Raw genomic sequence first — 21289 nt, 5'->3', positions numbered from 1 at the left:
ATGGACATTATCGCGTTGGCCGGCAGCCGCCATGCGACGCAGGATTACGGCGCGCTGCGCTGCGTCGGCAGCTTCAACAACGCGATCAATTTCCTGACGGAAAACGCGCGGCTGCTGACGCTGCACCGCGCCGGCAGCGGCCTGAGCCCGATGGGGTGGCAGCTCGGTACGCGGGATTTCGACCGCGTGCGTCATGCGGCGCCGTCCGCGCGACGCTGCGCTTTCTCCGCCGCCGGCATCACGTTGGATGCGCTCCTGGTTCGGCCCGCCGCGGCGGCGCGGGATCTGGCGTTGGTACTGCGCGCGGCCATTGCCGATCGGCCGCTGACGGCAGTATTGCAGCGCTGCACGGCGCAGTGCGGGTTGCACGGCGAGCTGGGCCGATTGGTGAGGCAACCGTTAACACCGGAGCTGGCCGCGCTGGTGCGGGAGTTCTCCCGTTGGCTGCGGGGCGACACGGTCGACTGGCGTCAGGCGCTGGGCAAGGGGCCGGGGCTGACGCCGAGCAACGACGACACCCTGCTCGGCCTGCTGCTGAGCGCGCACCTCGACAGCCGCATCCCTGTCACCGGGCTGGCGCCGTTTTTCACCCATACCCCTCCGCTGGACGCGCTGACCACGCTGGTGAGCGCGCACTACCTGCGTTACGCCGAGCAGGGCGTGTTCGCCACGCCGCTGCATGCGTTGGCGCAGGGGCTGCGGGCGCCTGAAGACGTATCGGCGGCGGTGGCGGCGGTGCTGAGCCTGGGGCACTTCTCGGGAGCGGACACGCTGCTGGGCGTGTGGCTGGGGGTGACGACGATTAACGCACTGTGCGGCGCGCGGTGTGAATACGAGGGCCGGATCGCGGATCCGGCCGGGACGGTATGATTTCAACTACGGGTGCAAACCATGAAAACCTTGGTCATTGCGTTGGGCGGCAACGCCCTGTTGCAGCGCGGAGCCGTGCTCTCTGCGGAAAATCAGTATAAGAGCATCGCCCTCATCGCCGACGCCATCGGCAAGCTGGCGCAGAAATACCGCATCGCCATCGTGCACGGCAACGGCCCGCAGGTGGGGCTGCTGGCATTGCAGAACCTGGCGTACCGCGATGTGCCGCCCTATCCGCTGGATATTCTGGTGGCTGAAAGCCAGGGCATGATCGGCTATATGCTGGCGCAGCAGCTGAACGCCTGCCATCCGCAGCAGCCGGTATCCACGCTGCTGACGCGGGTGCTGGTGGATGCGCAGGATGCGGATTATCAGGCGCCGAGCAAGTTCATCGGGCCGGTGTATGCGCCGGAACAGCGGCAGGCGCTGGAGGCCAAATACGGCTGGACGCTGAAGGCGGACGGTAACTACATTCGCCGGGTGGTGCCTTCGCCAGCGCCGCAAAAGATCCTCGACATCGAGGCGATCACGCTGCTGCTGTCGCAGCGGCACATCGTGATCTGCAACGGCGGCGGCGGTATCCCGATGATCGCCGGCGAGCATGGGCTGACGGGCAGCGAAGCGGTGATCGACAAAGATCTGGCTGCGGCGCTGTTGGCGGAGCAGGTGGGGGCCGATCATCTGGTGATCCTCACCGATGCCGACGCGGTGTACCAGGAGTGGGGCACGCCGCGCCAGCGCGCCATTCGCCGCGCCACCACGCAGGAGCTGGCGCCGATGGCGGTGGCGGACGGCGCCATGGGGCCGAAGATCATGGCGGTCAGCCGCTTCGTCGATCGCACCGGGCGGACGGCGCATATCGGTGGCCTGCAGGATATCGACGCGGTGCTGGCGGACCAGGCCGGCACTTCTATTTTACCTTAGCCGCCGTCGGTTTATCCGCGCCCAGGTTGGCGCGGATAAGTATGCCTAAATGGCATGATTTCAATAATTTTTATTCATTTCATGATGTTGCTCGCCTTGGCTAGAGTAAAAACACCCCCGTATTTACCGTCAAAAATTTGTCATTTTTATTTGCGACTATGCTTTTTGAAATGACATTTCGGCCAAGGATTGTTATGGATTCGCTCAGTGTTGATGAACTCGCCCAGAAGAAGGATCGCTGGTATCGCATTGTGGAGGAGATGTTGGCGGAAGCCGGCGTCGCCATCAACGGCCCGCGCGCCTGGGATATCCGGGTGCATAACCCGGCGCTGTTCAAACGCATTTTGCAGGAAGGCTCGCTCGGCTTCGGCGAAGGCTATATGGACGGCTGGTGGGAGTGCGAACGGCTGGACATGTTGTTCACCCGCATTTTGCAGGCCGGCGTCGATGAGCGGCTGCCGAAAAGCCTGAGCGACATCGCGCGCATCGCCTATGCCCGGCTGTTCAACCGCCAATCGCGCAAGCGCGCCTGGCAGGTGGGCAAAGAGCACTACGACATCGGCAACGACCTGTTCCGGGCGATGCTTGACCCTTACATGCAATACTCCTGCGGCTACTGGAAAGAGGCGCAGACGCTGGAGCAGGCGCAGCAGGACAAGCTGCGGATGATCTGCGAAAAACTGCAGCTGAAACCGGGCATGACGCTGCTGGATATCGGCTGCGGCTGGGGCGGGTTGGCGCAGTTTGCGGCGCAAAACTACGGCGTCACGGTGCACGGTGTGACCATTTCGGCCGAGCAGCAGAAGCTGGCGCAGGCGCGCTGCGCCGGGCTGGACGTCGAGATCTTGCTGCAGGATTACCGCGATCTGGATCGTCAGTTCGATCGCATCGTGTCGGTCGGCATGTTCGAGCACGTCGGGCCGAAAAACTACGAGACCTATTTCAGCGTCGCGGCGCGCAACCTGAAGCCCGACGGCCTGTTTTTGCTGCACACCATCGGTTCCAATCAGACCGATCTCAACGTCGACGCCTGGATAGACAAATACATCTTCCCCAACGGCTGTCTGCCTTCGGTGCGGCATATCGCCGAGGCCAGCGAAGGGCGTTTCGTGATGGAGGATTGGCACAACTTTGGCGCCGATTACGATCGCACGCTGATGGCCTGGCTGGAGAACTTCAAACGGGCGTGGCCAGAGTTGGCGGGCGGTTATTCCGAGCGCTTCGAACGCATGTTCACCTATTACCTGAACGCGTGCGCCGGCGCGTTCCGTTCGCGCAACATTCAGCTGTGGCAGGTGTTGTTCAGCCCGGCGGGCGTGGAAGGTGGGGTGCGGGTCTATCGTTGATATCCCTTCGTCTTTCCCGCCGCATCGTTGTTGGCTGCACGTTCGAACCCCTGGTCACTTAGTTATCTAAGCTCCCAGGGCTTCTCACGTTTGCCGCCTGGATGCAGCTTCAGGTATGACGGATATCAGTACAGCAGGGAGTACAGCTGGCGGCGATATTTAGCGGCCAGCGCGTCGCCGGTACCGAGTGCGGCCAGAATGTCCATCAGGGTCTTGCGCGCGTTGCCGTTGGCGGCGGCCAGATCTTTCTTCAGATGCCCCATCAGCAGTTCCAGCGCTTCTTCGTTACGCCCGACCTGATGCAGCTGCAGCGCCAGCTGCACCGCCAGTTCGACGTTGTCCGGCTGCTGTTGCACCTGTTGTTGCAGCTGCTGGATTTCCGGCGTGTCCGCCGCCTGCTTCAACAGTTCAATCTGCGCCACCAGGCCCTGATAGCGGGTATCGCGATCCTGCAGCGGGATGGTTGCCAGCACCGCTTCAGCGTCTTCGCTGCGGCTGAGCGCGATCTGGGTTTCGGCCAACGTCAGACCGATGTCGCTGCGCTGTTGGCTGCTCTGCCAGGCGTCTTTCAGCAGCGGCAGCGCTTCGGCGGCGTTGCCGGCGGCCAGCAGTTCCTGCGCCTGCGCCAGTTTCAGATCTTCTTCCTTCGGCAGGAAACGCTGCAGCAAGTCGCGGATCGCTTCTTCCGGCTGCGGGCCCTGGAAGCCGTCGACCGGCTGGCCGTCTTTGAACAGGTAGACCGTCGGAATCGAACGCAGCCCGAATTGGGAGGCGATCATCTGTTCGGCGTCGCAGTCCACCTTGGCCAGAATGAACTGACCGGCGTATTCCGCCGCCAGCTTGTCCAGCACCGGCGTGAGCTGCAGGCAGTGTTGGCTGCGCTCGGACCAGAAGTAGAACAGCACCGGAATGGACATCGATTGTTCCAGCGTCTGGTGCAGGTTAGTTTCGTTAATATCAACAACAGCTTGAGCTAGCATCTTTTTTCTCTCTGATCGTGCGGAGCCATGGGGTGTAGATGGGGGCGCGCCGCCATTCTTCAACCCCGGCGGGCGAATTAAGCGTTGCCGCGCAGCAGCCAATCCAGACAGCGGCCCGGCAAAATGCGGCGCAGCACGCTCATGGCGTGTGCCAACAGGGTCACCGGGTAGCGCAGTTTGGCGCGCGGGCTCTCCAGCGCGTGGCGCAGTTTGGGCAGAATGGCCTCCGGCGGCAGCGTCAGGCGCTTGGCGATGCCGGGATTGTGCACCGGCTTATCGCTCTGCGCCTGGTTGACGTTCTGGCTAAAGTGGGTGGAGATCGGCCCCGGTTCGATCAGGCTGACCTGAATGCCGCTGCCGTGCAGTTCCATACGCAGCGCGTCCGACCAGGCTTCCAGCGCGAACTTGCTGGCGGCGTAGGCGCCGCGCCCGGCGCTGGAAACCAGGCCCATCACCGAACTGGTCTGAATAATGCGCCCTTCGCCGTGCGGCAGCATCGCGGGCAACAACAGCTGGGTCAGTTGGTGGGTGCCGAACAGGTTGGTGGCGAATTGCCGCTCCAGCTGGCTGCGCGAAATGCGACTGAGCGGGCCGTAAACGCCGAAACCGCCGTTATTGAACAGGCCGTACAGGCGGCCGTCGGTCAGCGCGATCACCTCGGCAGCGGCACGCTCGACGCTGGCGCTGTCGTCCAGATCCAGCTCGATGCCTTCCAGCCCAAGTTGGCGCATGTTTTCCACGTCCTGCGGTTTGCGGCAGGCGGCCAGCACCCGGTAGCCGCGGTTGCGCAGATCCTGCGCCGCAATCAGTCCAATCCCGCTGGAACAGCCGGTTATCAATACCGCTTTTTGCATAACTTTACCTAGTGTACGACCCTAATTTAGTGAGACTCATGTTTTACTAGCGGTTCCAGGCGCTCCGCCATCCAGGTGGCGATAAACGGCTGGGCGTCCCCATTGGGGTGCAATCCGTCATCCTGCATCCATTCCGGCTTCACCACCACCTGTTCCATATAGAATGGCAGCAGCGGAATGTTGAACTGTTTGGCCAGCGCCGGATAGACGGCGCTGAACGCCTCGGTATAGCGGCGGCCGTAGTTCGGCGGGATGCGAATTTGCATCAGCAGCGGCTGTGCGCCGGCCTGCTGCACCTGTGTGATGATCTGGCCGAGATCGCGCTGTACGTCCTGCGCCGGGAAGCCGCGCAGGCCGTCGTTGGCGCCCAGCTCAATCAGCACCCAGCGCGGCTGATGCTGTTTCAGCAGCACGGGCAGACGCGCCAGCCCCTGCGCGGCGGTGTCGCCGCTGATGCTGGCGTTGACCAGCTGTGGCGCGCCCGGTTTTTTCTGCCACTGTTCGGCCAACAGCGTCGGCCAGGCCCGCTCGATCGGCAGGCGGTAGCCGGCGCTTAAACTGTCGCCCAAAATCAACAAGGTATCGGCGGCGACAGCGCGTAAACTGAATAATCCCAACAGCAAAAGGAAGGGAAGATGCCAGCGGAAAACGTTCTTGAAGTTCATCATCTTAGTAAACACGTTGGTCAGGGTGAGCATCAGCTCACCATCCTTACCGGAGTCGAGCTGCTTGTCAAACCCGCGCAGACGATCGCCCTGATCGGTGAATCCGGATCGGGGAAATCGACCCTGCTGGGCATTTTGGCCGGGCTGGATGACGGCAGCGAGGGCGAGGTGCGCCTGCTCGGCGAGTCGCTGACCGCACTTGACGAAGAAGGCCGCGCCGCGCTGCGCGCCAGGAACGTCGGCTTCGTGTTTCAGTCGTTCATGCTGGTGCCGACGTTGAACGCGCTGGAAAACGTGCAGCTGCCGGCGCTGCTGCGCGGCGAGAGCGACAGACAGAGCCGCGAGCAGGCGGTGCAGCTGCTGGAACAGCTGGGATTGGGGAAACGGCTCGATCACCTGCCGGCGCAGCTGTCCGGCGGCGAGCAGCAGCGCGTGGCGCTGGCGCGCGCCTTCAGCGGCCGGCCGCGGGTGCTGTTCGCCGATGAACCCACCGGCAACCTCGATCGTCAGACCGGCGATCGCATCGCCGACCTGCTGTTTTCCCTCAACCGGGATTTTGACACCACCCTGATCCTGGTGACCCACGACGAAACCCTGGCGGCGCGCTGCCAGCGGCGGCTGCGGCTGCGCGAAGGCAAGCTGTGGGAGGAAGCATGATCTGGCGCTGGTTCTGGCGCGAATGGCGCTCGCCGTCGCTGCTGATCGTTTGGCTGGCGTTGACGCTCTCCGTCGCCTGCGTGCTGGCGCTGGGCAGCATCAGCGATCGCATGGATAAAGGGCTCAGCCAACAGAGCCGCGACTTTATCGCCGGCGATCGGGTGCTGCGCAGCGCGCATCCGGTGCCGGAAGGTTGGCTGCTGGACGCGCAGCAGCAGGGGCTGAAGCTGAGCCGTCAGCTGTCGTTCACCACCATGACCTATGCCGGCGATCGGCCGCAGCTGGCGGACGTGAAAGCCACCGATCTGGCCTATCCGCTGTACGGCAAGCTGGAAACGCGCCCGGCCAATATCAAACCCGAACCGGGCAGCGTGCTGGTGGCGCCGCGTTTGCTGGCGCTGCTGAACGTGAAAGTGGGGGATTCGCTCGAGGTGGGCGACACCACGCTGCGCATCGCCGGTGAAATCATTCAGGAGCCGGACGCCGGCTTCAATCCGTTCCAGACTGCGCCGCGCATCATGATCAACCTGGCGGACGTCGATAAGACCGGCGCGGTGCAGCCGGGCAGCCGGCTGACCTACCGCTACATGTTCGCCGGCGCCGAGCCGGATATTCAGCGTTACGAAGCGCGGCTGACGCCGCAGTTGACGCCGGATCAGCGCTGGTTCGGGCTGCAAGAGTCCGGCAGCGCGCTCGGCAAGTCGCTGCAGCGTTCCCAACAGTTCCTGCTGCTGTCGGCGCTGCTGACGCTGCTGCTGTCGATCGCGGCCGTGGCGGTGGCGATGAGCCACTATTGCCGCAGCCGCTACGATCTGATCGCGGTGTTGAAAACCCTTGGCGCCGGGCGCGGCGCGCTGCGTAAGTTGATCGTCGGCCAGTGGTTGGCGGTGATGGCGCTGGCGGCGGTGTGCGGCGGGGCGATCGGGCTGGCATTTGAAGCGCTGTTGATTCGCCTGCTGAAGCCGGTATTGCCGGCCGCGTTGCCCGCCGCCGGCGCCTGGCCGTGGCTCTGGGCGCTCGGCGCGCTGGTGCTGATTTCGCTGCTGGTCGGGCTGCGGCCGTACCGTCAGCTGCTGGCTACCCAACCGCTGCGGGTGCTGCGCCGCGACGTGACGGCCAACGTGTGGCCGCTGCGCTACTTCCTGCCGGTGACGGCGGCGATTGTGGTGGCACTGCTGGTGGTGCTGATGGGGGCCAGCACGCTACTGTGGGCGATCCTGGCCGGTATGGCGGTGCTGGCGCTGCTGCTGGGCGGCATCGGCTGGGGCAGCCTGTTGTTGCTGCGCCGCATCACGCTCAAGAGCCTGGCGCTGCGGCTGGCGGTCAACCGCCTGCTGCATCAGCCGTGGGTGACCATCAGCCAGCTGGCGGCATTCTCGCTGTCGTTCATGCTGTTGGCGCTGCTGTTGGTGCTGCGCGGCGATCTGCTCGAACGTTGGCAGCAACAGCTGCCGCCGGACAGCCCGAACTATTTCCTGCTCAACATGACCGAGGCGCAGGTGCCGCAGGTGAAAACCTTCCTGCAGCAGCACCAGATCAAGCCGGAAACCTATTATCCGATCGTCCGGGTACGCCTGACCGAGATAAACCAGCAGCTGGCGACCGAACGGGTGCATGAAGACGATCCGGGCGGCGAGGCGGTGAACCGCGAGCTGAACCTGACCTGGCTGGCCGATCTGCCGGATCATAATCCGCTGGTGGCGGGCAACTGGCCGCCGAAAAGCGGCGAAGTCTCGATGGATGAAGGCATTGCCGGGCGGCTGAAGATCACGCTGGGCGACACGCTGACCTTCAGCGGCGATACCCAGGCGTTCAGCGCCAAGGTCACCAGCCTGCGCCAGGTGGATTGGGAAAGCCTGAAGCCGAACTTTTACTTTATCTTCCCGCCGGGCGCGCTGGACGGCCAGCCGCAGACCTGGCTCACCAGTTTCCGCTACGACGGCGACGGCCAGATGCTGACCCAGCTCAACCGCCAGTTCCCGACGCTCAGCCTGCTGGACATCGGCGCGATCCTGAAACAGGTCGGCGGCGTGCTGCAGCAGGTCAGCCGCGCGCTGGAGGTGATGGTGGTGCTGGTGGTGCTGTGCGGCGGCCTGCTGCTGCTGGCACAGGTGCAGGTCGGCATGCGTCAGCGCCGTCAGGAGCTGGTGGTGTACCGCACGCTGGGGGCCGGCAAACGGCTGCTGCGCCGCACGCTGTGGTGCGAGTTCGCCCTGCTGGGGCTGGTGGCGGGCATCGCGGCGGCGGTAGGCGCCGAGGCGGCGCTGTGGCTGCTGCAAAGCCGGGTGTTCGACTTCCCGTGGACGCCGACGCCGGTGCTGTGGTGGGCGCTGCCGCTGGCCAGCGCGCTACTGCTGTCGCTGTGCGGTGGCTGGCTGGGCGTGCGCCTGCTGCGCGGCCGGGCGCTGTTCCGAAGTTATGAGGGGTGATGTTGCGATCGCAGGCCCGTTGCCGCCTGGCGTGGCCGGGCCTGCCGATTTTCTTTCGCGCGTTACTGGCGCTATTCCTCTATCATGCCCATTTATAGTGAAATCGATTACATTTATGTCATGTCGATACGTTTGCCACTGAGCATCGGTGCAACGGATAGCTGGCCGGTTTCGCCTGTTTTTCGCATTAATTTATAGGATTATGCATGACTTAAGCGAATTCATCCGCCATAAAAAGCGGTCTATAAAGATTTAATGGTGTGTAACCGTTTTCACTAATGTGATCGCACTCACTTATCTCCGACGCATTGCCTCCTATCATGTCGCACACTGATGACCGTTTTCTCCTGGAGGCTGTATGAGCGATACCGTCAAAGTTACACCGGCGGAGAAAAGCCCGACTCATGTCGGTATGACTTTTTTTGTCTGTTTTTTAGCCGCCTTGGCCGGCCTGCTGTTCGGTCTTGATATCGGCGTGATCGCCGGCGCCTTGCCGTTTATTACCGACACTTTTCAGATCACCAGCTCTCAGCAGGAGTGGGTGGTCAGCTCAATGATGTTTGGCGCCGCCGTCGGCGCCATCGGCAGCGGCTGGATGAACTTCCGGCTGGGGCGCAAATACAGTTTGATGATCGGCGCCATTCTGTTTGTGGCGGGATCGCTGTTTTCAGCGTTCGCCCCCAACGTGGAGGTGCTGATCGTTTCACGTATTCTGCTGGGATTGGCGGTGGGTATCGCTTCTTATACCGCGCCGATTTATCTTTCTGAAATCGCGCCGGAGAAAATCCGCGGCAGCATGATCTCGATGTATCAATTGATGATCACCATCGGCATTCTGGCCGCCTACCTGTCTGATACGGCATTCAGCTATACCGGTGCCTGGCGCTGGATGTTGGGCGTTATCACCATCCCGGCCGGGCTGTTGTTGGTCGGCGTGTTCTTTTTGCCTGACAGCCCGCGTTGGTTGGCCTCGCGCAATCGCCATGAGCAGGCGCGTCAGGTGTTGGAGAAGCTGCGCGACAGCAGTGCCCAGGCGCAGCATGAGCTGAATGAAATTCGTGAAAGCCTCAAACTGAAGCAAAGAGGTTGGGCGTTGTTCAAAGGCAATAAAAATTTCCGACGCGCGGTTTTCCTTGGCGTTCTTCTCCAGGTGATGCAACAGTTCACCGGAATGAACGTCACCATGTATTACGCGCCGAAGATTTTTGGTCTGGCGGGCTTCGCCAGTACGGAACAGCAGATGTGGGGTACGGTGATCGTCGGTCTGGTCAACGTGCTGGCCACCTTTATCGCGATTGGACTGGTTGATCGCTGGGGCCGCAAGCCCACTTTGATCCTTGGGTTTATCGTGATGGCTGTCGGCATGGGGGCGCTGGGAACCATGATGAACATCGGCATGAACTCGGCGGCGGGGCAATATTTCGCCATCGTTATGCTGCTGATGTTTATCGTCGGCTTTGCCATGAGCGCCGGCCCGCTGATTTGGGTGCTGTGCTCAGAGATCCAGCCATTGAAAGGCCGCGATTTCGGCATAACCTGTTCCACCGCCACTAACTGGATAGCCAATATGATCGTGGGGGCGACGTTCCTGACCATGCTGAATTCGTTGGGTAGCGCTCACACCTTTTGGGTCTACGCGGGGCTTAACGTGCTGTTTGTTTTCATCACGCTGGCGCTGATCCCGGAAACCAAAAATATTTCGCTGGAACAGATTGAACGCAATCTGATGGCCGGCAAACCGTTGCGTAACATCGGCTCGCGTTGATCTTTGCGGCAATGAAAAAGGTTCAGCCTGGGCTGAACCTTCTTCTTTTCGGCGGTGTAAACCGTTAAGCCAGCTTCTGCTGTGCCCAGGCCAGCCCGCTTTGGTATTCGCCCGGCAGCAGCGGCGCCAGCGCCTGCAGCGCCTGGCGCAGATCGGCGGCGCTCGGGTCGTTCAGATTGAGGTGGCCGACCTTGCGGCCCGGGCGCACCTCTTTCTCATACCAGTGCAGATGCACCAGCGGCAGCGACAGCCACTGTTCGTTGACGGCGGTGCCGATCAGGTTGACCATCACCGACGGCGTGCTCACCACCGGCTGCGGCAGCGGCAAACCGAGAATCGCGCGCAGGTGCAGTTCGAACTGGCTGATGGACGCGCCGTTTTGCGTCCAGTGGCCGCTGTTGTGCACGCGCGGCGCCAGTTCGTTGATCAGCAGCCGATCGCCGACGATAAAGCACTCCATCGCCATCACGCCGACGTAGTTCAGCTCGTTCAGGATCGCCGCCAGCATCTGCTCGGCCTGTTGCTGCAGCACCGGGTTGGGCTGCGGCAGCGCCACGCTGGTGCGCAGGATGCCGTCTTCATGCAGGTTGTGGGTCAGCGGGTAGAATACCGAACGGCCGTCGTGGCCGCGCGCGCCCACCAGCGACACTTCGCCGGAGAAATTGATGCCTTGCTCGACGATGCACTCGCCATAGGCGTCGGCCGGCAGTTCGGCTTCCTGGCCCGGGCGCAGGCGCCACTGGCCACGGCCGTCATAGCCACCGACTCGGCGTTTGACGATCGCCAGCTCGCCCAGCGAAGCGAACACCTGCGGCCATTCGGCGGCGCTCGCCAGCAGCTGCCACGGCGCGGTTGCCAGGCCGAGCTGGTCGAGCAGCTGTTTTTGCGTCAGGCGATCCGCCAGGCGCGGGAAGATGTCGCGGTTGACGAAGGCGCTGTGGGTAGCCAGCTCGCGCGTCAGCGCGGTTTCCGGCCAGCGTTCGATCTCGGCGGTAATGACGCTGTTCTGATACGGCACCGCCTCAGGTTCGGCATCGATGCCGATGGGGTAGACGGCGATGCCCAGCGGTTCGCCGGCCTGGCGCAGCATGCGCCCCAGTTGGCCGTTGCCCAGTACGCAAACCGGCTTCATGCGTCCTCCCGCGGATCGGGGTGGTTCAAGACGTCTTCGGTCTGCGCCTGACGCCAGTCCGCCAAACGCTGCGCCAGCGCGGCGTCGTGCAGCGCCAGGATCTGCATCGCCAGCAGCCCGGCGTTGGCGGCGCCGGCTTTGCCGATCGCCAGCGTGCCCACCGGAATGCCGCGCGGCATCTGTACGATGGAGTAGAGGCTGTCTACGCCGCTCAGCGCGGCGCTTTGCACCGGCACACCCAGCACCGGCACCAGGGTTTTCGCCGCCAGCATGCCCGGCAGGTGCGCCGCACCGCCGGCGCCGGCGATGATCACGTCAAAGCCGTTGGCGGCAGCCTGCTCGGCGAAGTTGAACAGCTTGTCCGGCGTGCGGTGAGCGGAAACGACTTCGACATGGAAGGGGACATCGAGCTGGGTCAGGACTTCGGCGGCGAACTGCATGGTGGCCCAGTCACTTTTCGATCCCATTACAATTGCGATTTTCGCCCCGGTAGTGGCGGCTGAAGCGGCGTTGGCTCCCATGGGTGTAAGGCTCCTGTGATTTTTCTGGCGTCGGCTGAGGGCCGAATGAGGGCGTAGAGCATACCATGAGCGCACGGCGAGGAAAACGGTTGCGTCGCCGGTTTTCACCGTCGAAAGCGCGAATTTTTACTCGCGCGTCAGTGCGGAATTCAGAACGGGAATTGGATCAGCTCGACGGCGTCGGCGCTGACTTTGATCATCGATCCTTCGACGTGCCAGGCGCCCAGCACCGCGCGATGGGCTTCGCCGTTGCTCAATGCCAGCCGGTGCACCGCCGGGCGATGGGTATGGCCGTGGATCATCCAGTGCACGTCGTGGCGCAGCATGGTTTGCTCGACCGCCTGCGGGTTGACGTCCATGATGGCGTCCGACTTGCCCTGGTTGGATTGCTGGCTGCGGGCGCGCATGTTGGCGGCGATCTTCAGTCGCCAGCGCAGCGGCAGCGCGAGGAACAATTTTTGAATCAGCGGGTTGTGCACTTTACGGCGGAATTGCTGATAGGCTTGATCGTCGGTGCACAGAGTGTCGCCGTGCAGGATCAGGATCCTGCGGCCGTACAACTCCAGCACTTTTTCTTCCGGCAGCAGCTGCATGCCGCTGGCGCGGGCGAAGCGCTTGCCGAGCAGAAAATCGCGGTTGCCGTGGATGAAGTAGCAGGGCACGCCGGCCTGTTGCAGCGCTTTCAGCGCCGCGGCGATCTCCGCGTGCAGCGGCTCGGGATCGTCGTCGCCGATCCAGGCTTCAAACAGGTCGCCGAGGATGTACAGCGCGTCGGCGTGCACCGCTTCGCGCCGTAAAAAGCGCAGAAAACCGGCAGTGATTGCCGGTTCCTGTGCGCACAAGTGCAGATCTGCGATGAACAGCGTACTCATGCAGCCGCGATTACTCGCTGACGGTCACGCTGTTGATCACCACGTCTTCTACCGGTACGTCCTGGTGCATGCCGCTGCGGCCGGTTTTCACGCCTTTGATCTTGTTGACCACGTCCATGCCTTCAACCACTTCTGCAAACACGCAGTAGCCCCAACCTTGCGCGTTTTCGCCGCGGAAGTTCAGGAAGTCGTTGTCAGCCACGTTGATGAAGAACTGTGCGGTGGCGGAGTGCGGATCGTTGGTGCGCGCCATTGCCAGGGTACCGATGGTGTTTTTCAGACCGTTGTTGGCTTCGTTCTTGATGGTCGCGTTGGTCGCTTTCTGGTTCATGCCCGGCTCGAAACCGCCGCCCTGGATCATGAAGCCGTTGATCACACGGTGGAAGATGGTGTTGTCGTAGAAACCGGCGCGGCAGTAGTTCAGGAAGTTTTCAACGGTAACCGGCGCTTTGTCAGCAAAGGTCTTGATAACGATATCGCCGTGATTGGTGTGGAAAGTAACCATAGTTTTAATCCTAACAAGGTGAAGTGAGACGTCACGTAAAGCGAGTGAACATTCAGACCGCCCTTATAACATATCCGCCCCAGCGAGTCAGCAGCGGCTCAACCGCGCACTGTCTGTGGTAATTGTATTTATGTTATATTATAACAATTTCGCCAACCGCCGAATTTCGCGCATTTTATTCGCGTGAAGTCAGCAAAGCATGGCCTTAACCTTGCAATAGATCAGGCTTCAGGTTTCAATACGCTACCGGGCGGAAAACCTGAAGCCCGGTTATCTTTTTTGTTATCACGCACACCACGGAATCTCCCGATGCTAAAGATTTTTAATACCCTGAGTCGTCAAAAAGAGGAATTCAAACCCATTCATGCCGGGAAAGTGGGCATGTACGTGTGCGGGGTAACCATCTATGACCTGTGTCACATCGGCCACGGTCGTACCTTTGTCGCTTTCGACGTGGTGGCGCGTTACCTGCGCTACCTCGGCTATTCGCTGAACTATGTGCGCAACGTCACCGACGTAGACGACAAAATCATCCGCCGCGCGGCGGAAAATCATGAGACCTGCGACCAACTGACCGAACGCATGCTGGCGGAAATGCACGCCGACTTCGACGCGCTGCTGATCGACCGCCCGGATCAAGAGCCGCGCGCGACCCAGCATATCGCCGAGATCATCGAGATCACCCAGCGCCTGATCGATCGCGATCACGCCTATGTGGCCAGCAACGGCGACGTGATGTTCTCCATCGACAGCGATCCGCAATACGGGCTGCTGTCGCGCCAGGATCTGGATCAGCTGCAGGCCGGCGCGCGCGTGGAAATCGACGACGTGAAGCGCAACCCGATGGATTTCGTGTTGTGGAAGATGTCCAAGCCGGGCGAGCCGAGCTGGCAGTCGCCGTGGGGGCCGGGCCGTCCAGGCTGGCACATCGAATGCTCCGCCATGAACTGCAAGCAGCTGGGCACCCACTTTGACATTCACGGCGGCGGTTCCGATCTGATGTTCCCGCACCACGAGAACGAGATCGCACAGTCGAGCTGCGCCCACGACGGCCCGTACGTCAATTACTGGATGCACTCCGGCATGGTGATGATCGACAGAGAGAAGATGTCCAAATCGCTGGATAACTTCTTCACCATCCGCGACGTGCTCGGCCATTACGATGCGGAGACGGTGCGTTACTTCCTGATGTCCGGCCACTATCGCAGCCAGCTGAACTACAGCGAAGAGAACCTCAAACAGGCGCGCACCGCGCTGGAGCGCCTCTATACCGCGTTGCGCGGTACCGACGCCGATGCCGCACCGGCCGGCGGCGAAGCGTTCGAAGCCCGCTTCCGCGAAGCGATGGACGACGACTTCAACACCCCGGAAGCCTACTCGGCGCTGTTCGATCTGGCGCGCGAGGTTAACCGCCTGAAGGGTGAAGACATGGCGGCGGCCAACGGCATGGCGGCGGAGCTGCGTAAGCTGGCGAACGTGCTCGGCCTGCTGCAGCAGGAGCCGGAGCAGTTCCTGCAAGGGGGCGCTCAGGTTGACGACGGCGAAGTGGCGGAGATCGAAGCGCTGATCAAACAGCGTAACGAAGCGCGTGCTGCCAAGGACTGGGCGCTGGCAGATGCCGCTCGCGATCGGTTGAACGAGATGAACATCGTGCTGGAAGACGGCCCGCAGGGCACTACCTGGCGCCGTAAGTAATCCGGCCGCAGGGAAAAACAAAAAAGGCGCTGAATTCAGCGCCTTTTTCTATGGCTGCGGGTTAGGGTTTAACCATGACCTTGCCGCCGTTGAATTCCACCACCTGATCGGCGACGATCTTGCAGCGCTTACGCGTTTCGACCTTGCCGTCAACTTTCACCTGCCCTTCGGCGATGACTTCTTTGGCGGCGCCGCCGCTTTCACACCAGCCCTGGAACTTCAGCAGATCGCACAGTTCGACGTGGGGATGATTGTCCAGATTGAAAATTTCCATACTGCCTTACTTATTTAGGTTGAACGTCGTGATATTCCTCGCAGGCCTGCAAGGTATTTTGGATCAGTGTAGCAACGGTCATCGGGCCGACGCCACCCGGCACTGGGGTGATGTAGGCGGCGCGCTCGCTGGCGGCGTCGAAATCGACGTCGCCGACCACTTTACCGCTTTCCAGACGGTTGATGCCGACGTCCACCACGATGGCGCCCGGTTTGATCCAGTCGCCTGGAATGAAGCCCGGCTTACCGACCGCCACCACCAGCAGATCGGCGTTCTCGACGTGATGACGCAGATTCTTGGTGAAGCGGTGGGTGACGGTGGTGGTGCAGCCGGCCAGCAGCAGCTCCATGCTCATCGGGCGGCCGACGATGTTGGACGCGCCGACCACCACGGCGTTCAAGCCGTAGGTATCGATGTTATAACGCTCCAGCAGGGTGACGATGCCGCGCGGCGTGCACGGGCGCAGCTTAGGCGCGCGCTGGCACAGGCGGCCGACGTTGTACGGGTGGAAGCCGTCGACGTCTTTGTCAGGGTGGATGCGTTCCAGCACCTTGACGTTATCGATGCCGGCCGGCAGCGGCAGCTGCACCAGAATGCCGTCGATTTCCTCATCGGCGTTCAGCTGGTCGATCAACGCCAGCAGCTCGGCTTCACTGGTGGCAGCGGGCAGATCGTAGGAGCGGGAAAGGAAGCCGACTTCATCGCAGGCGCGGCGCTTGCTGGCGACGTAAATTTGCGAAGCCGGGTTCTCGCCGACCAACACAACCGCCAGCCCTGGGGCGCGTTTGCCGGCCGCCAGACGTTGTTTCACTTGCTCAGCCACTTCGTTTCTAACCTGCTGCGCAATCGTTTTACCATCAATAATCTTTGCTGACATCAGTGTGGAAATCCATCAATTAAGAAAAGCGGGGATGCCGCTATTCTGGCAGAAGCTGAGCGCGCTGTCAGGCGCAGAATCACCCTCGCGGCCGTTGCCAATGCCGATTTACGCTTTTTTTATGCCGGCCTCAGGATCCTCTACGCCATTTTTACCTGCATTTGCATACGCTGAGGTCGTTCACAGGGCGAAAGAGGGCAGGATCATGAGAGCGATAACCCGGCTTTACCCGTTGCATCATCAGCCTGACGAGCAACCGGCGCAGCCTAAACATGTGGGAGAGACGGTGTTCGATTCTTCGCTGCATCCGGCGGACAGTGCGCAGCTTATCGCGCTGCATCAGCTCGGCCAGCATGAGGCGGCGCCGTCGTGGCGGGCACGCCTGAACGCCCTGTGGCGGAAGCTGTGCGCATGAACGGCAGCGCATGGGTAGGTTGCACGCTATTGCTGGTCTGGGCGCCGTGGAGCCAGGCCTCTTTGAACAGTGCGCGTCCCGACGCCGCGTTGGCGGCGAGACTGGCGGCAACCTGCAACACACTGGCGGTTGAGCATGCCGACTGGAGCGATATCACGGCGGTCGTTCAGTCCGCGCGCGTTTGCCTGCAGCGGAATAGCGGGCGGCAGCGTTCTGAACGCTCGCCGGGTGACACCGCGGTCGGTCTGGTGCAACGCAGCGTTGCGGGGGCCGCCGTGCGGGCGCTGGCGGAAAAAACGCCATAAAGCACGGCCACCGCCGTAACGTCATGAAAAGGCATTGACTCGCTAACCTCTGACCGTATAATCCCAACCCGCAGCCACAGGTTGCCGCATCTCAATGCGCCCTTAGCTCAGTTGGATAGAGCAACGGCCTTCTAAGCCGTAGGTCATAGGTTCGAATCCTATAGGGCGTGCCATTAAGTATCAATGAGTTACGCTCATTCCCCCACTGCAAGATTTTCCAAAAGTGCCAGATTAGTGACATTGCCCGCCAAGACTTCGTCAATTTTTCTCGCATGTTCGGTTAGATGGGTTGGGGATAGGTGAGCATAGCGCTGAACCATTTCTATGCTCTCCCAGCCGCCCATTTCTTGCAGTGCCGAAAGCGGCACACCTGCCTGAACCAACCAACTCGCCCACGTATGCCGCAGATCGTGAAAGCGGAAATCAGTTATTCCCGCCCTCCGTTTCCCGGTGTTCCATGCTGAGTTATCATCAACCCGCATTTTCCTAACTGCCGGGGTCACTCCGCCGCCTGGTCGCTTCCGTGCTGTCGTATGCACAAAGACGTACCGTGAGTGTTTTCCAATCTGATCACGTAACGTTCGGCATGCGGTATCGTTCAGAGCAACGCCAATAGCCTTACCCGCTTTGGCGTTCTCTGGGTGGATCCATGCCACCTTTCTTTGCATGTCAACCTGTGACCACTCGAGATCGATGATATTTGAACGGCGTAGGCCAGTTGCCAGGGCAAAAACGACAACGGGCCTAAACTGTTCAGGCATGCATTTGATCAAGGTGGCCGCCTCTTCCTTTGTCAGCCACCTGACGCGCTTGCTTGCAGGCTTCCTTACCTTTATCACCGGCGCTTTGCGCAGCCACTTCCATTCGTCGGCCGCCATCTTCATCAGCCCCCTCATAAAAGAGAGATGCTGGCTTCGAGTAGCCGCTGATACTGGTTTAGGCTCGTATGCCGGCACCGGTTTACCCTTCCTCTCTGCTGCGGCCTTTTTGAGCTCCCATCGTTGACGATGTTTCCTGTTGGGCATTTTGGCGACAGCAGCCATAATCCTATCTTCCGTGATAGATGAGAGAGTTTTGCCGGCGAAGTGCTGAAGGAAAAACTCTATCTTCGTTCGGTCGTCGTCCAATGACCTTTTCTCTTCTTTCTCCGTTAACCAGCGGAGACACGCCTCTTCAAAAGTATGCTCCGCTATCTCCCCAAGCTTGTTTACCCGCCAAGCCTCAGCCCTTAGCTGATCGTAGAGCTCTTGCGCTTGGAGCTTGTCCGTCGTGTTAAGGCAGCGTCTAATTCTTTTACCACTGCCCGGTTCGACAAAATCGCAGTACCAATTTCCGTAACGTTGTTTGAGGGCCATCTGTTGTTACCTTTCTGTTGATGGCCGTCTGCATTCACGGCCCGATTTTCTGTCTCTCTTGCGTAATATGCAAGGCACTCGGATTTTAAAATCTCCCATCTACCGCCGCCTTTCTTCCCGCTTTTGTTGGCATGAAGCAGCCCCTCTTTAATTAGTGCTCGAAGGGTTCTAGGCGACTTCTTCATGAATGCAGCCGCTTCAGGGAGCGTGAACGGCACATCGTTTATGTTGATTTCTGACATGGTCATCTCTCTGTAAAACGCCCATTCAGCATGCCGATCGTGTAGTTGAATCGCGGCAAAGAAATGCCTAGCAATTCGACCTGAGCGAAATGCTTCATGATGATAGGGCGGGATAGGGTGTCGAAAGGGGTTTTCGGGTGTTGCTTAATCGCGGCGTGGAGTTCGTCGTTACAGCGTTTTGCTACTGATCTTAGTGCGTTTTGCTGAACGCTGCCGGCAGCAATTGCAGGCTGTTTACAGGGCATTGATTCCCCCAATGATCCCAGCCTGGCGCATCGCCCCGGCTGAATAGTTCGATTCGTGACACGTCGCCGTAGAGCCGCTCAAGGCGCCGGCGGACTTCCCAGGGTTTCGCGCTGTGCTCGCCTAGGCAACTGAACACAACCTGCTTTACCGATGCGCTGGCGCGCTCGATGCCTTGTCCGCGAACGGCGATCAACACGTCTTCGGAGTTGGCGCGAGTGTAATTTCCGCCGTTCATCCGGGTTTCGGCGTTTAGCATGTCGATCAGGTCGGTGAAGTCGAAGATGGTTTGCTGCTTCAGCGCCTTATTAAACCGAGCTTCGGCCTGCTGGTTGAGCTTCACCCAGGTGAAAGCCTTCATCGTTCTGACGCTGAATCCCCAAGCCTCTGCCAGTTCGATCGCCTCCTGGCTGTGGTTGCCGGTATACCACATCGCGAGCACGCTATCTGGAGCAGCAACAGCCCATACCGGCAGGCGCTTCAGGTCTGCCATGCTCATAGTGCTGTAGTGATTACCGGCGGCGCCATTGCTGATTGTGTTGCCGTAACTCCAGGGAGGATCTGCATAGATGAGTTGATAGGTCATTGAGCGTTACCCCAGCAGCGCGCGGCCGCGTTGGTGCAGAACTCCATGCGAGTTTTAATCCACGGAACATCGACTGCTCGCGCAAGCTTGAGGGACTTTTCCCAAACTTCAGCGGCCTTTTCATACCATCCGCGGTGTTCACATTCAGCCGCAATTCTGGCGATATTGCGGTATGCATCATAGGTGCCCATGTTTAAATCCTGATTTGGTTGTTGTAGCGCTCATGGCTCATCACTTCCCATGAGTTGCCGTTGTCTTTTGACAGCAATCGCCAGCAGCGGGCCACTGGCAGCGTTAAATGCTTGTGTTGATATGTTAGGTTGGGTTTCTTTTTGCCCTCCCTGTAGGCGCATAGAACCCCCTCAGCTTTGGCGCTGATTCGTTGCGGAATTCGTGGTTTCATTTTTACCGGTGGGTTATTTGGTGATTGGCGCCCAGCATATGGATCGGATGCCAGGGCGGCGGACTTTCTCAACGGCGTTTTCTTTTTCCAGCTTCATCAGTCGGTGACGGATGGCTCTACCGGTCATGCCGTTGTAGCCGGCGCAGCGGAGGAGGCTTGCGACAGAATCCGGCGTAGAACCGGCAATGCTGAGCCGCGAGATGATTTCGTTATCGTCTGGTATCGTGATCATTCCCACCCTCCGGCGCTGCTGCCAGCATCGCTTTGTGCATGGCATCGTAGCCGTCTTCTTCCACCCTCTGAGCCGCGTCAATCATAGCTCGAGTCGCATCTATAGGAACCAGCTTCCAACCATCCGGAATTACCGGAGAGTTGAACGTGTAACCGCTACTTACAGGTTGAGCGAGAAGCCTCTCCATGATTTCCACCATATCCCCCGGTGGTATTTTGCATGTAGGGGAACCAAACTGTTTCTGCTGTCGAGCATATGCCAGGATGTGTTCCAGTTTGCCGCGGTTCATCATGGTCGTTCTCCTTTCAGCATTGCGGCGCGGCAGGCGTTCCATGCTGCTGCCCATGTAATGCCGGAGTACTTGTTGATATTGTGTTCTTGCGGAATGTCGTCAGGCGACGCCTCCGGCGGCACTGCTGGCGCTGGCGGTGCGTAATAGTTTGCCAGCACCCAGCCAATAACGTAGTCCGCCTTGAACTTTTCAACCGGGAATCCGGTGTTCCATTCCTTAAATTTCGCGATGACATCCAATGCCACCGGCTGAGCCTCCCGGTTAGCCGCCTGCCCCTTCCATCCTTCCCACATCGCAGCTGCCATGATGAACCACGCATTGCCGCAGCCGTCCTTCTTCTTGTCGAAGAACCAGTTAACGAAATCCATACTCATTTCGTTTTGCTCAGCAAACTGCTGGCGTTCGGTCGTTAGTGTCATGCATCCCCCTCAAGCAGTGCTTCGCCTTTGTCGGTCAAGTGAATGAAGTGCGTGTCATCTGCAAACCCAGAAAGTCCAGCATCGAAAATGGAATGCATATGGACATTAGCAGTTGGGTAATTCGATTCACGCTCATCACCGGTGATTTCGTCTACGAATTTCCCGTTGTAGCCGTTTACCGACTCAAGCACCGAATAGAATGCACCCCCGGCTTTTTTGAAGGCTTTCACACCTGATTCAATCTGTTTCCACGCTTTCAGCTGTGCCGGGGTTAGTTCAAGCAAGTCTTCTAATGTCATCCTACTCATCTCCCTCTACCCATCCACGGCCTGTACTGCGAATTAGGCCTTTCTTGCGCAGAGCTTGCAGCCGGCGATCAAGAACACGGAATGCCTCATCGCTATCTTTTCCCTCGGCCCCGGCGATTGACG

At 60.3% G+C, this 21289-nt stretch carries 26 protein-coding genes, 1 tRNA gene and 1 pseudogene; 10 read left to right on the top strand and 18 right to left on the bottom strand.

The window, feature by feature from the left end:
• From FHU12_RS16240 to cfa, 3 genes are all read left to right on the top strand, one after another.
• Positions 1-870, top strand: coding sequence for an oxamate carbamoyltransferase subunit AllH family protein (locus FHU12_RS16240; protein WP_141970536.1), 870 nt, complete (start codon positions 1-3; stop codon positions 868-870).
• A 21-nt stretch (positions 871-891) separates the two neighbouring features.
• Positions 892-1794 (top strand): carbamate kinase, encoded by a 903-nt coding sequence (locus FHU12_RS16235; protein WP_141970535.1) that lies wholly within the window; start codon positions 892-894, stop codon positions 1792-1794.
• 194 nt (positions 1795-1988) lie between these two features.
• The gene (gene cfa / locus FHU12_RS16230; RefSeq protein WP_141970533.1) at positions 1989-3140 is read left to right on the top strand and encodes a cyclopropane fatty acyl phospholipid synthase; all 1152 of its coding nucleotides are present in this window, start codon (positions 1989-1991) and stop codon (positions 3138-3140) included.
• Between the two features lie 125 nt (positions 3141-3265).
• Here the strand turns inward: cfa and FHU12_RS16225 are convergent, their stop codons facing one another.
• The 3 genes from FHU12_RS16225 to tesA all read right to left on the bottom strand — a co-directional run bounded on the left by FHU12_RS16225 (position 3266) and on the right by tesA (position 5639).
• A complete protein-coding gene (locus tag FHU12_RS16225) occupies positions 3266-4120 on the bottom strand; it encodes a co-chaperone YbbN (RefSeq protein ID WP_025160052.1) in 855 nt (284 codons plus the stop codon).
• 77 nt (positions 4121-4197) lie between these two features.
• A complete protein-coding gene (locus FHU12_RS16220) occupies positions 4198-4974 on the bottom strand; it encodes an SDR family oxidoreductase (RefSeq protein WP_096241989.1) in 777 nt (258 codons plus the stop codon).
• Between the two features lie 26 nt (positions 4975-5000).
• Entirely contained in the window at positions 5001-5639 is a 639-nt protein-coding gene (gene tesA / locus FHU12_RS16215; RefSeq protein ID WP_185742367.1) for a multifunctional acyl-CoA thioesterase I/protease I/lysophospholipase L1, read from the bottom strand.
• Between tesA and ybbA the strand changes: the two genes are divergently transcribed.
• The 3 genes from ybbA (at position 5610) to FHU12_RS16200 (ending at position 10490) form a co-directional block, all read left to right on the top strand.
• Positions 5610-6296, top strand: coding sequence for a putative ABC transporter ATP-binding protein YbbA (ybbA, locus tag FHU12_RS16210; RefSeq protein WP_004940192.1), 687 nt, complete (start codon positions 5610-5612; stop codon positions 6294-6296). The two genes, tesA and ybbA, sit on opposite strands and share 30 nt — an antisense overlap.
• Positions 6293-8725, top strand: coding sequence for a putative ABC transporter permease subunit YbbP (gene ybbP / locus FHU12_RS16205; protein WP_141970529.1), 2433 nt, complete (start codon positions 6293-6295; stop codon positions 8723-8725). Before ybbA ends, ybbP begins: the two co-directional genes overlap by 4 nt.
• A 358-nt stretch (positions 8726-9083) precedes the next feature.
• On the top strand, positions 9084-10490 hold the full coding sequence (locus FHU12_RS16200; RefSeq protein WP_141970527.1) for a sugar porter family MFS transporter: 1407 nt from the start codon (positions 9084-9086) through the stop codon (positions 10488-10490).
• A gap of 64 nt (positions 10491-10554) precedes the next feature.
• Here FHU12_RS16200 and purK read toward each other — a convergent pair whose 3' ends face one another.
• The 4 genes from purK to ppiB form a co-directional block, all read right to left on the bottom strand.
• Positions 10555-11622, bottom strand: coding sequence for a 5-(carboxyamino)imidazole ribonucleotide synthase (purK, locus tag FHU12_RS16195; RefSeq protein ID WP_141970525.1), 1068 nt, complete (start codon positions 11620-11622; stop codon positions 10555-10557).
• Entirely contained in the window at positions 11619-12143 is a 525-nt protein-coding gene (gene purE / locus FHU12_RS16190; RefSeq protein ID WP_141970523.1) for a 5-(carboxyamino)imidazole ribonucleotide mutase, read from the bottom strand. Before purE ends, purK begins: the two co-directional genes overlap by 4 nt.
• A gap of 149 nt (positions 12144-12292) precedes the next feature.
• On the bottom strand, positions 12293-13015 hold the full coding sequence (locus FHU12_RS16185; protein ID WP_141970521.1) for a UDP-2,3-diacylglucosamine diphosphatase: 723 nt from the start codon (positions 13013-13015) through the stop codon (positions 12293-12295).
• A gap of 10 nt (positions 13016-13025) precedes the next feature.
• Complete coding sequence (gene ppiB / locus FHU12_RS16180; protein ID WP_025301816.1) at positions 13026-13520, bottom strand: peptidylprolyl isomerase B; 495 nt, start codon at positions 13518-13520, stop codon at positions 13026-13028.
• Positions 13521-13829: 309 nt separating this feature from the next.
• Here ppiB and cysS point away from each other — a divergent pair, with 309 nt between their 5' ends.
• Positions 13830-15215 carry a cysteine--tRNA ligase gene (cysS, locus tag FHU12_RS16175; protein WP_025301817.1) on the top strand — a complete coding sequence of 462 codons (1386 nt, stop codon included), beginning with the start codon at positions 13830-13832 and terminating at the stop codon, positions 15213-15215.
• Positions 15216-15276: 61 nt separating this feature from the next.
• Here cysS and ybcJ read toward each other — a convergent pair whose 3' ends face one another.
• Positions 15277-15489, bottom strand: a complete 213-nt coding sequence (gene ybcJ / locus FHU12_RS16170) for a ribosome-associated protein YbcJ (RefSeq protein WP_033637394.1) — start codon at positions 15487-15489, stop codon at positions 15277-15279.
• Between the two features lie 10 nt (positions 15490-15499).
• Positions 15500-16366, bottom strand: a complete 867-nt coding sequence (folD, locus tag FHU12_RS16165) for a bifunctional methylenetetrahydrofolate dehydrogenase/methenyltetrahydrofolate cyclohydrolase FolD (RefSeq protein ID WP_004940177.1) — start codon at positions 16364-16366, stop codon at positions 15500-15502.
• A 205-nt stretch (positions 16367-16571) separates the two neighbouring features.
• On the opposite strand from folD, the gene FHU12_RS16160 reads away from it, so the two are divergent.
• The 3 genes from FHU12_RS16160 to FHU12_RS16150 all read left to right on the top strand — a co-directional run bounded on the left by FHU12_RS16160 (position 16572) and on the right by FHU12_RS16150 (position 17259).
• Positions 16572-16781 (top strand): hypothetical protein, encoded by a 210-nt coding sequence (locus FHU12_RS16160; RefSeq protein ID WP_185742323.1) that lies wholly within the window; start codon positions 16572-16574, stop codon positions 16779-16781.
• Entirely contained in the window at positions 16778-17086 is a 309-nt protein-coding gene (locus FHU12_RS16155; protein ID WP_141970519.1) for a hypothetical protein, read from the top strand. The genes FHU12_RS16160 and FHU12_RS16155 overlap by 4 nt, the downstream gene beginning before the upstream one ends.
• 96 nt (positions 17087-17182) lie before the next feature.
• Positions 17183-17259 (top strand) — tRNA-Arg (locus tag FHU12_RS16150).
• 21 nt (positions 17260-17280) lie between these two features.
• Here FHU12_RS16150 and FHU12_RS16145 read toward each other — a convergent pair.
• From FHU12_RS16145 to FHU12_RS16110, 9 genes and pseudogenes are all read right to left on the bottom strand, one after another.
• Positions 17281-18441, bottom strand: coding sequence for a tyrosine-type recombinase/integrase (locus tag FHU12_RS16145; protein WP_072628239.1), 1161 nt, complete (start codon positions 18439-18441; stop codon positions 17281-17283).
• Positions 18442-18512: 71 nt separating this feature from the next.
• Positions 18513-18683, bottom strand: a pseudogene (locus FHU12_RS27575) (helix-turn-helix domain-containing protein); the annotation flags it as partial.
• A 190-nt stretch (positions 18684-18873) separates the two neighbouring features.
• Positions 18874-19512 (bottom strand): MT-A70 family methyltransferase, encoded by a 639-nt coding sequence (locus FHU12_RS16135; protein WP_141970515.1) that lies wholly within the window; start codon positions 19510-19512, stop codon positions 18874-18876.
• Positions 19509-19703 carry an ANR family transcriptional regulator gene (locus FHU12_RS16130; RefSeq protein WP_141970513.1) on the bottom strand — a complete coding sequence of 65 codons (195 nt, stop codon included), beginning with the start codon at positions 19701-19703 and terminating at the stop codon, positions 19509-19511. Before FHU12_RS16130 ends, FHU12_RS16135 begins: the two co-directional genes overlap by 4 nt.
• 2 nt (positions 19704-19705) lie before the next feature.
• Positions 19706-19915, bottom strand: coding sequence for a ParE family toxin-like protein (locus FHU12_RS27610; RefSeq protein WP_141973016.1), 210 nt, complete (start codon positions 19913-19915; stop codon positions 19706-19708).
• Between the two features lie 13 nt (positions 19916-19928).
• Positions 19929-20147, bottom strand: a complete 219-nt coding sequence (locus FHU12_RS27195; protein WP_185742322.1) for a hypothetical protein — start codon at positions 20145-20147, stop codon at positions 19929-19931.
• Entirely contained in the window at positions 20125-20439 is a 315-nt protein-coding gene (locus FHU12_RS27530; protein WP_141970511.1) for a hypothetical protein, read from the bottom strand. The genes FHU12_RS27195 and FHU12_RS27530 overlap by 23 nt, the downstream gene beginning before the upstream one ends.
• Positions 20436-20858 carry a hypothetical protein gene (locus FHU12_RS16115; RefSeq protein ID WP_141970509.1) on the bottom strand — a complete coding sequence of 141 codons (423 nt, stop codon included), beginning with the start codon at positions 20856-20858 and terminating at the stop codon, positions 20436-20438. Before FHU12_RS16115 ends, FHU12_RS27530 begins: the two co-directional genes overlap by 4 nt.
• Positions 20855-21157, bottom strand: a complete 303-nt coding sequence (locus tag FHU12_RS16110) for a hypothetical protein (RefSeq protein WP_141970508.1) — start codon at positions 21155-21157, stop codon at positions 20855-20857. Before FHU12_RS16110 ends, FHU12_RS16115 begins: the two co-directional genes overlap by 4 nt.
• Between the last annotated feature and the right edge of the window lie 132 nt (positions 21158-21289).

Origin of the sequence: Serratia marcescens (assembly GCF_006715005.1) — a bacterium.
GTDB classification, from domain to species: Bacteria; Pseudomonadota; Gammaproteobacteria; order Enterobacterales; family Enterobacteriaceae; genus Serratia; species Serratia montpellierensis.
Note: the sequence above shows the minus strand (reverse complement) of the source record. Positions and strands in the feature narration are given on the sequence as shown.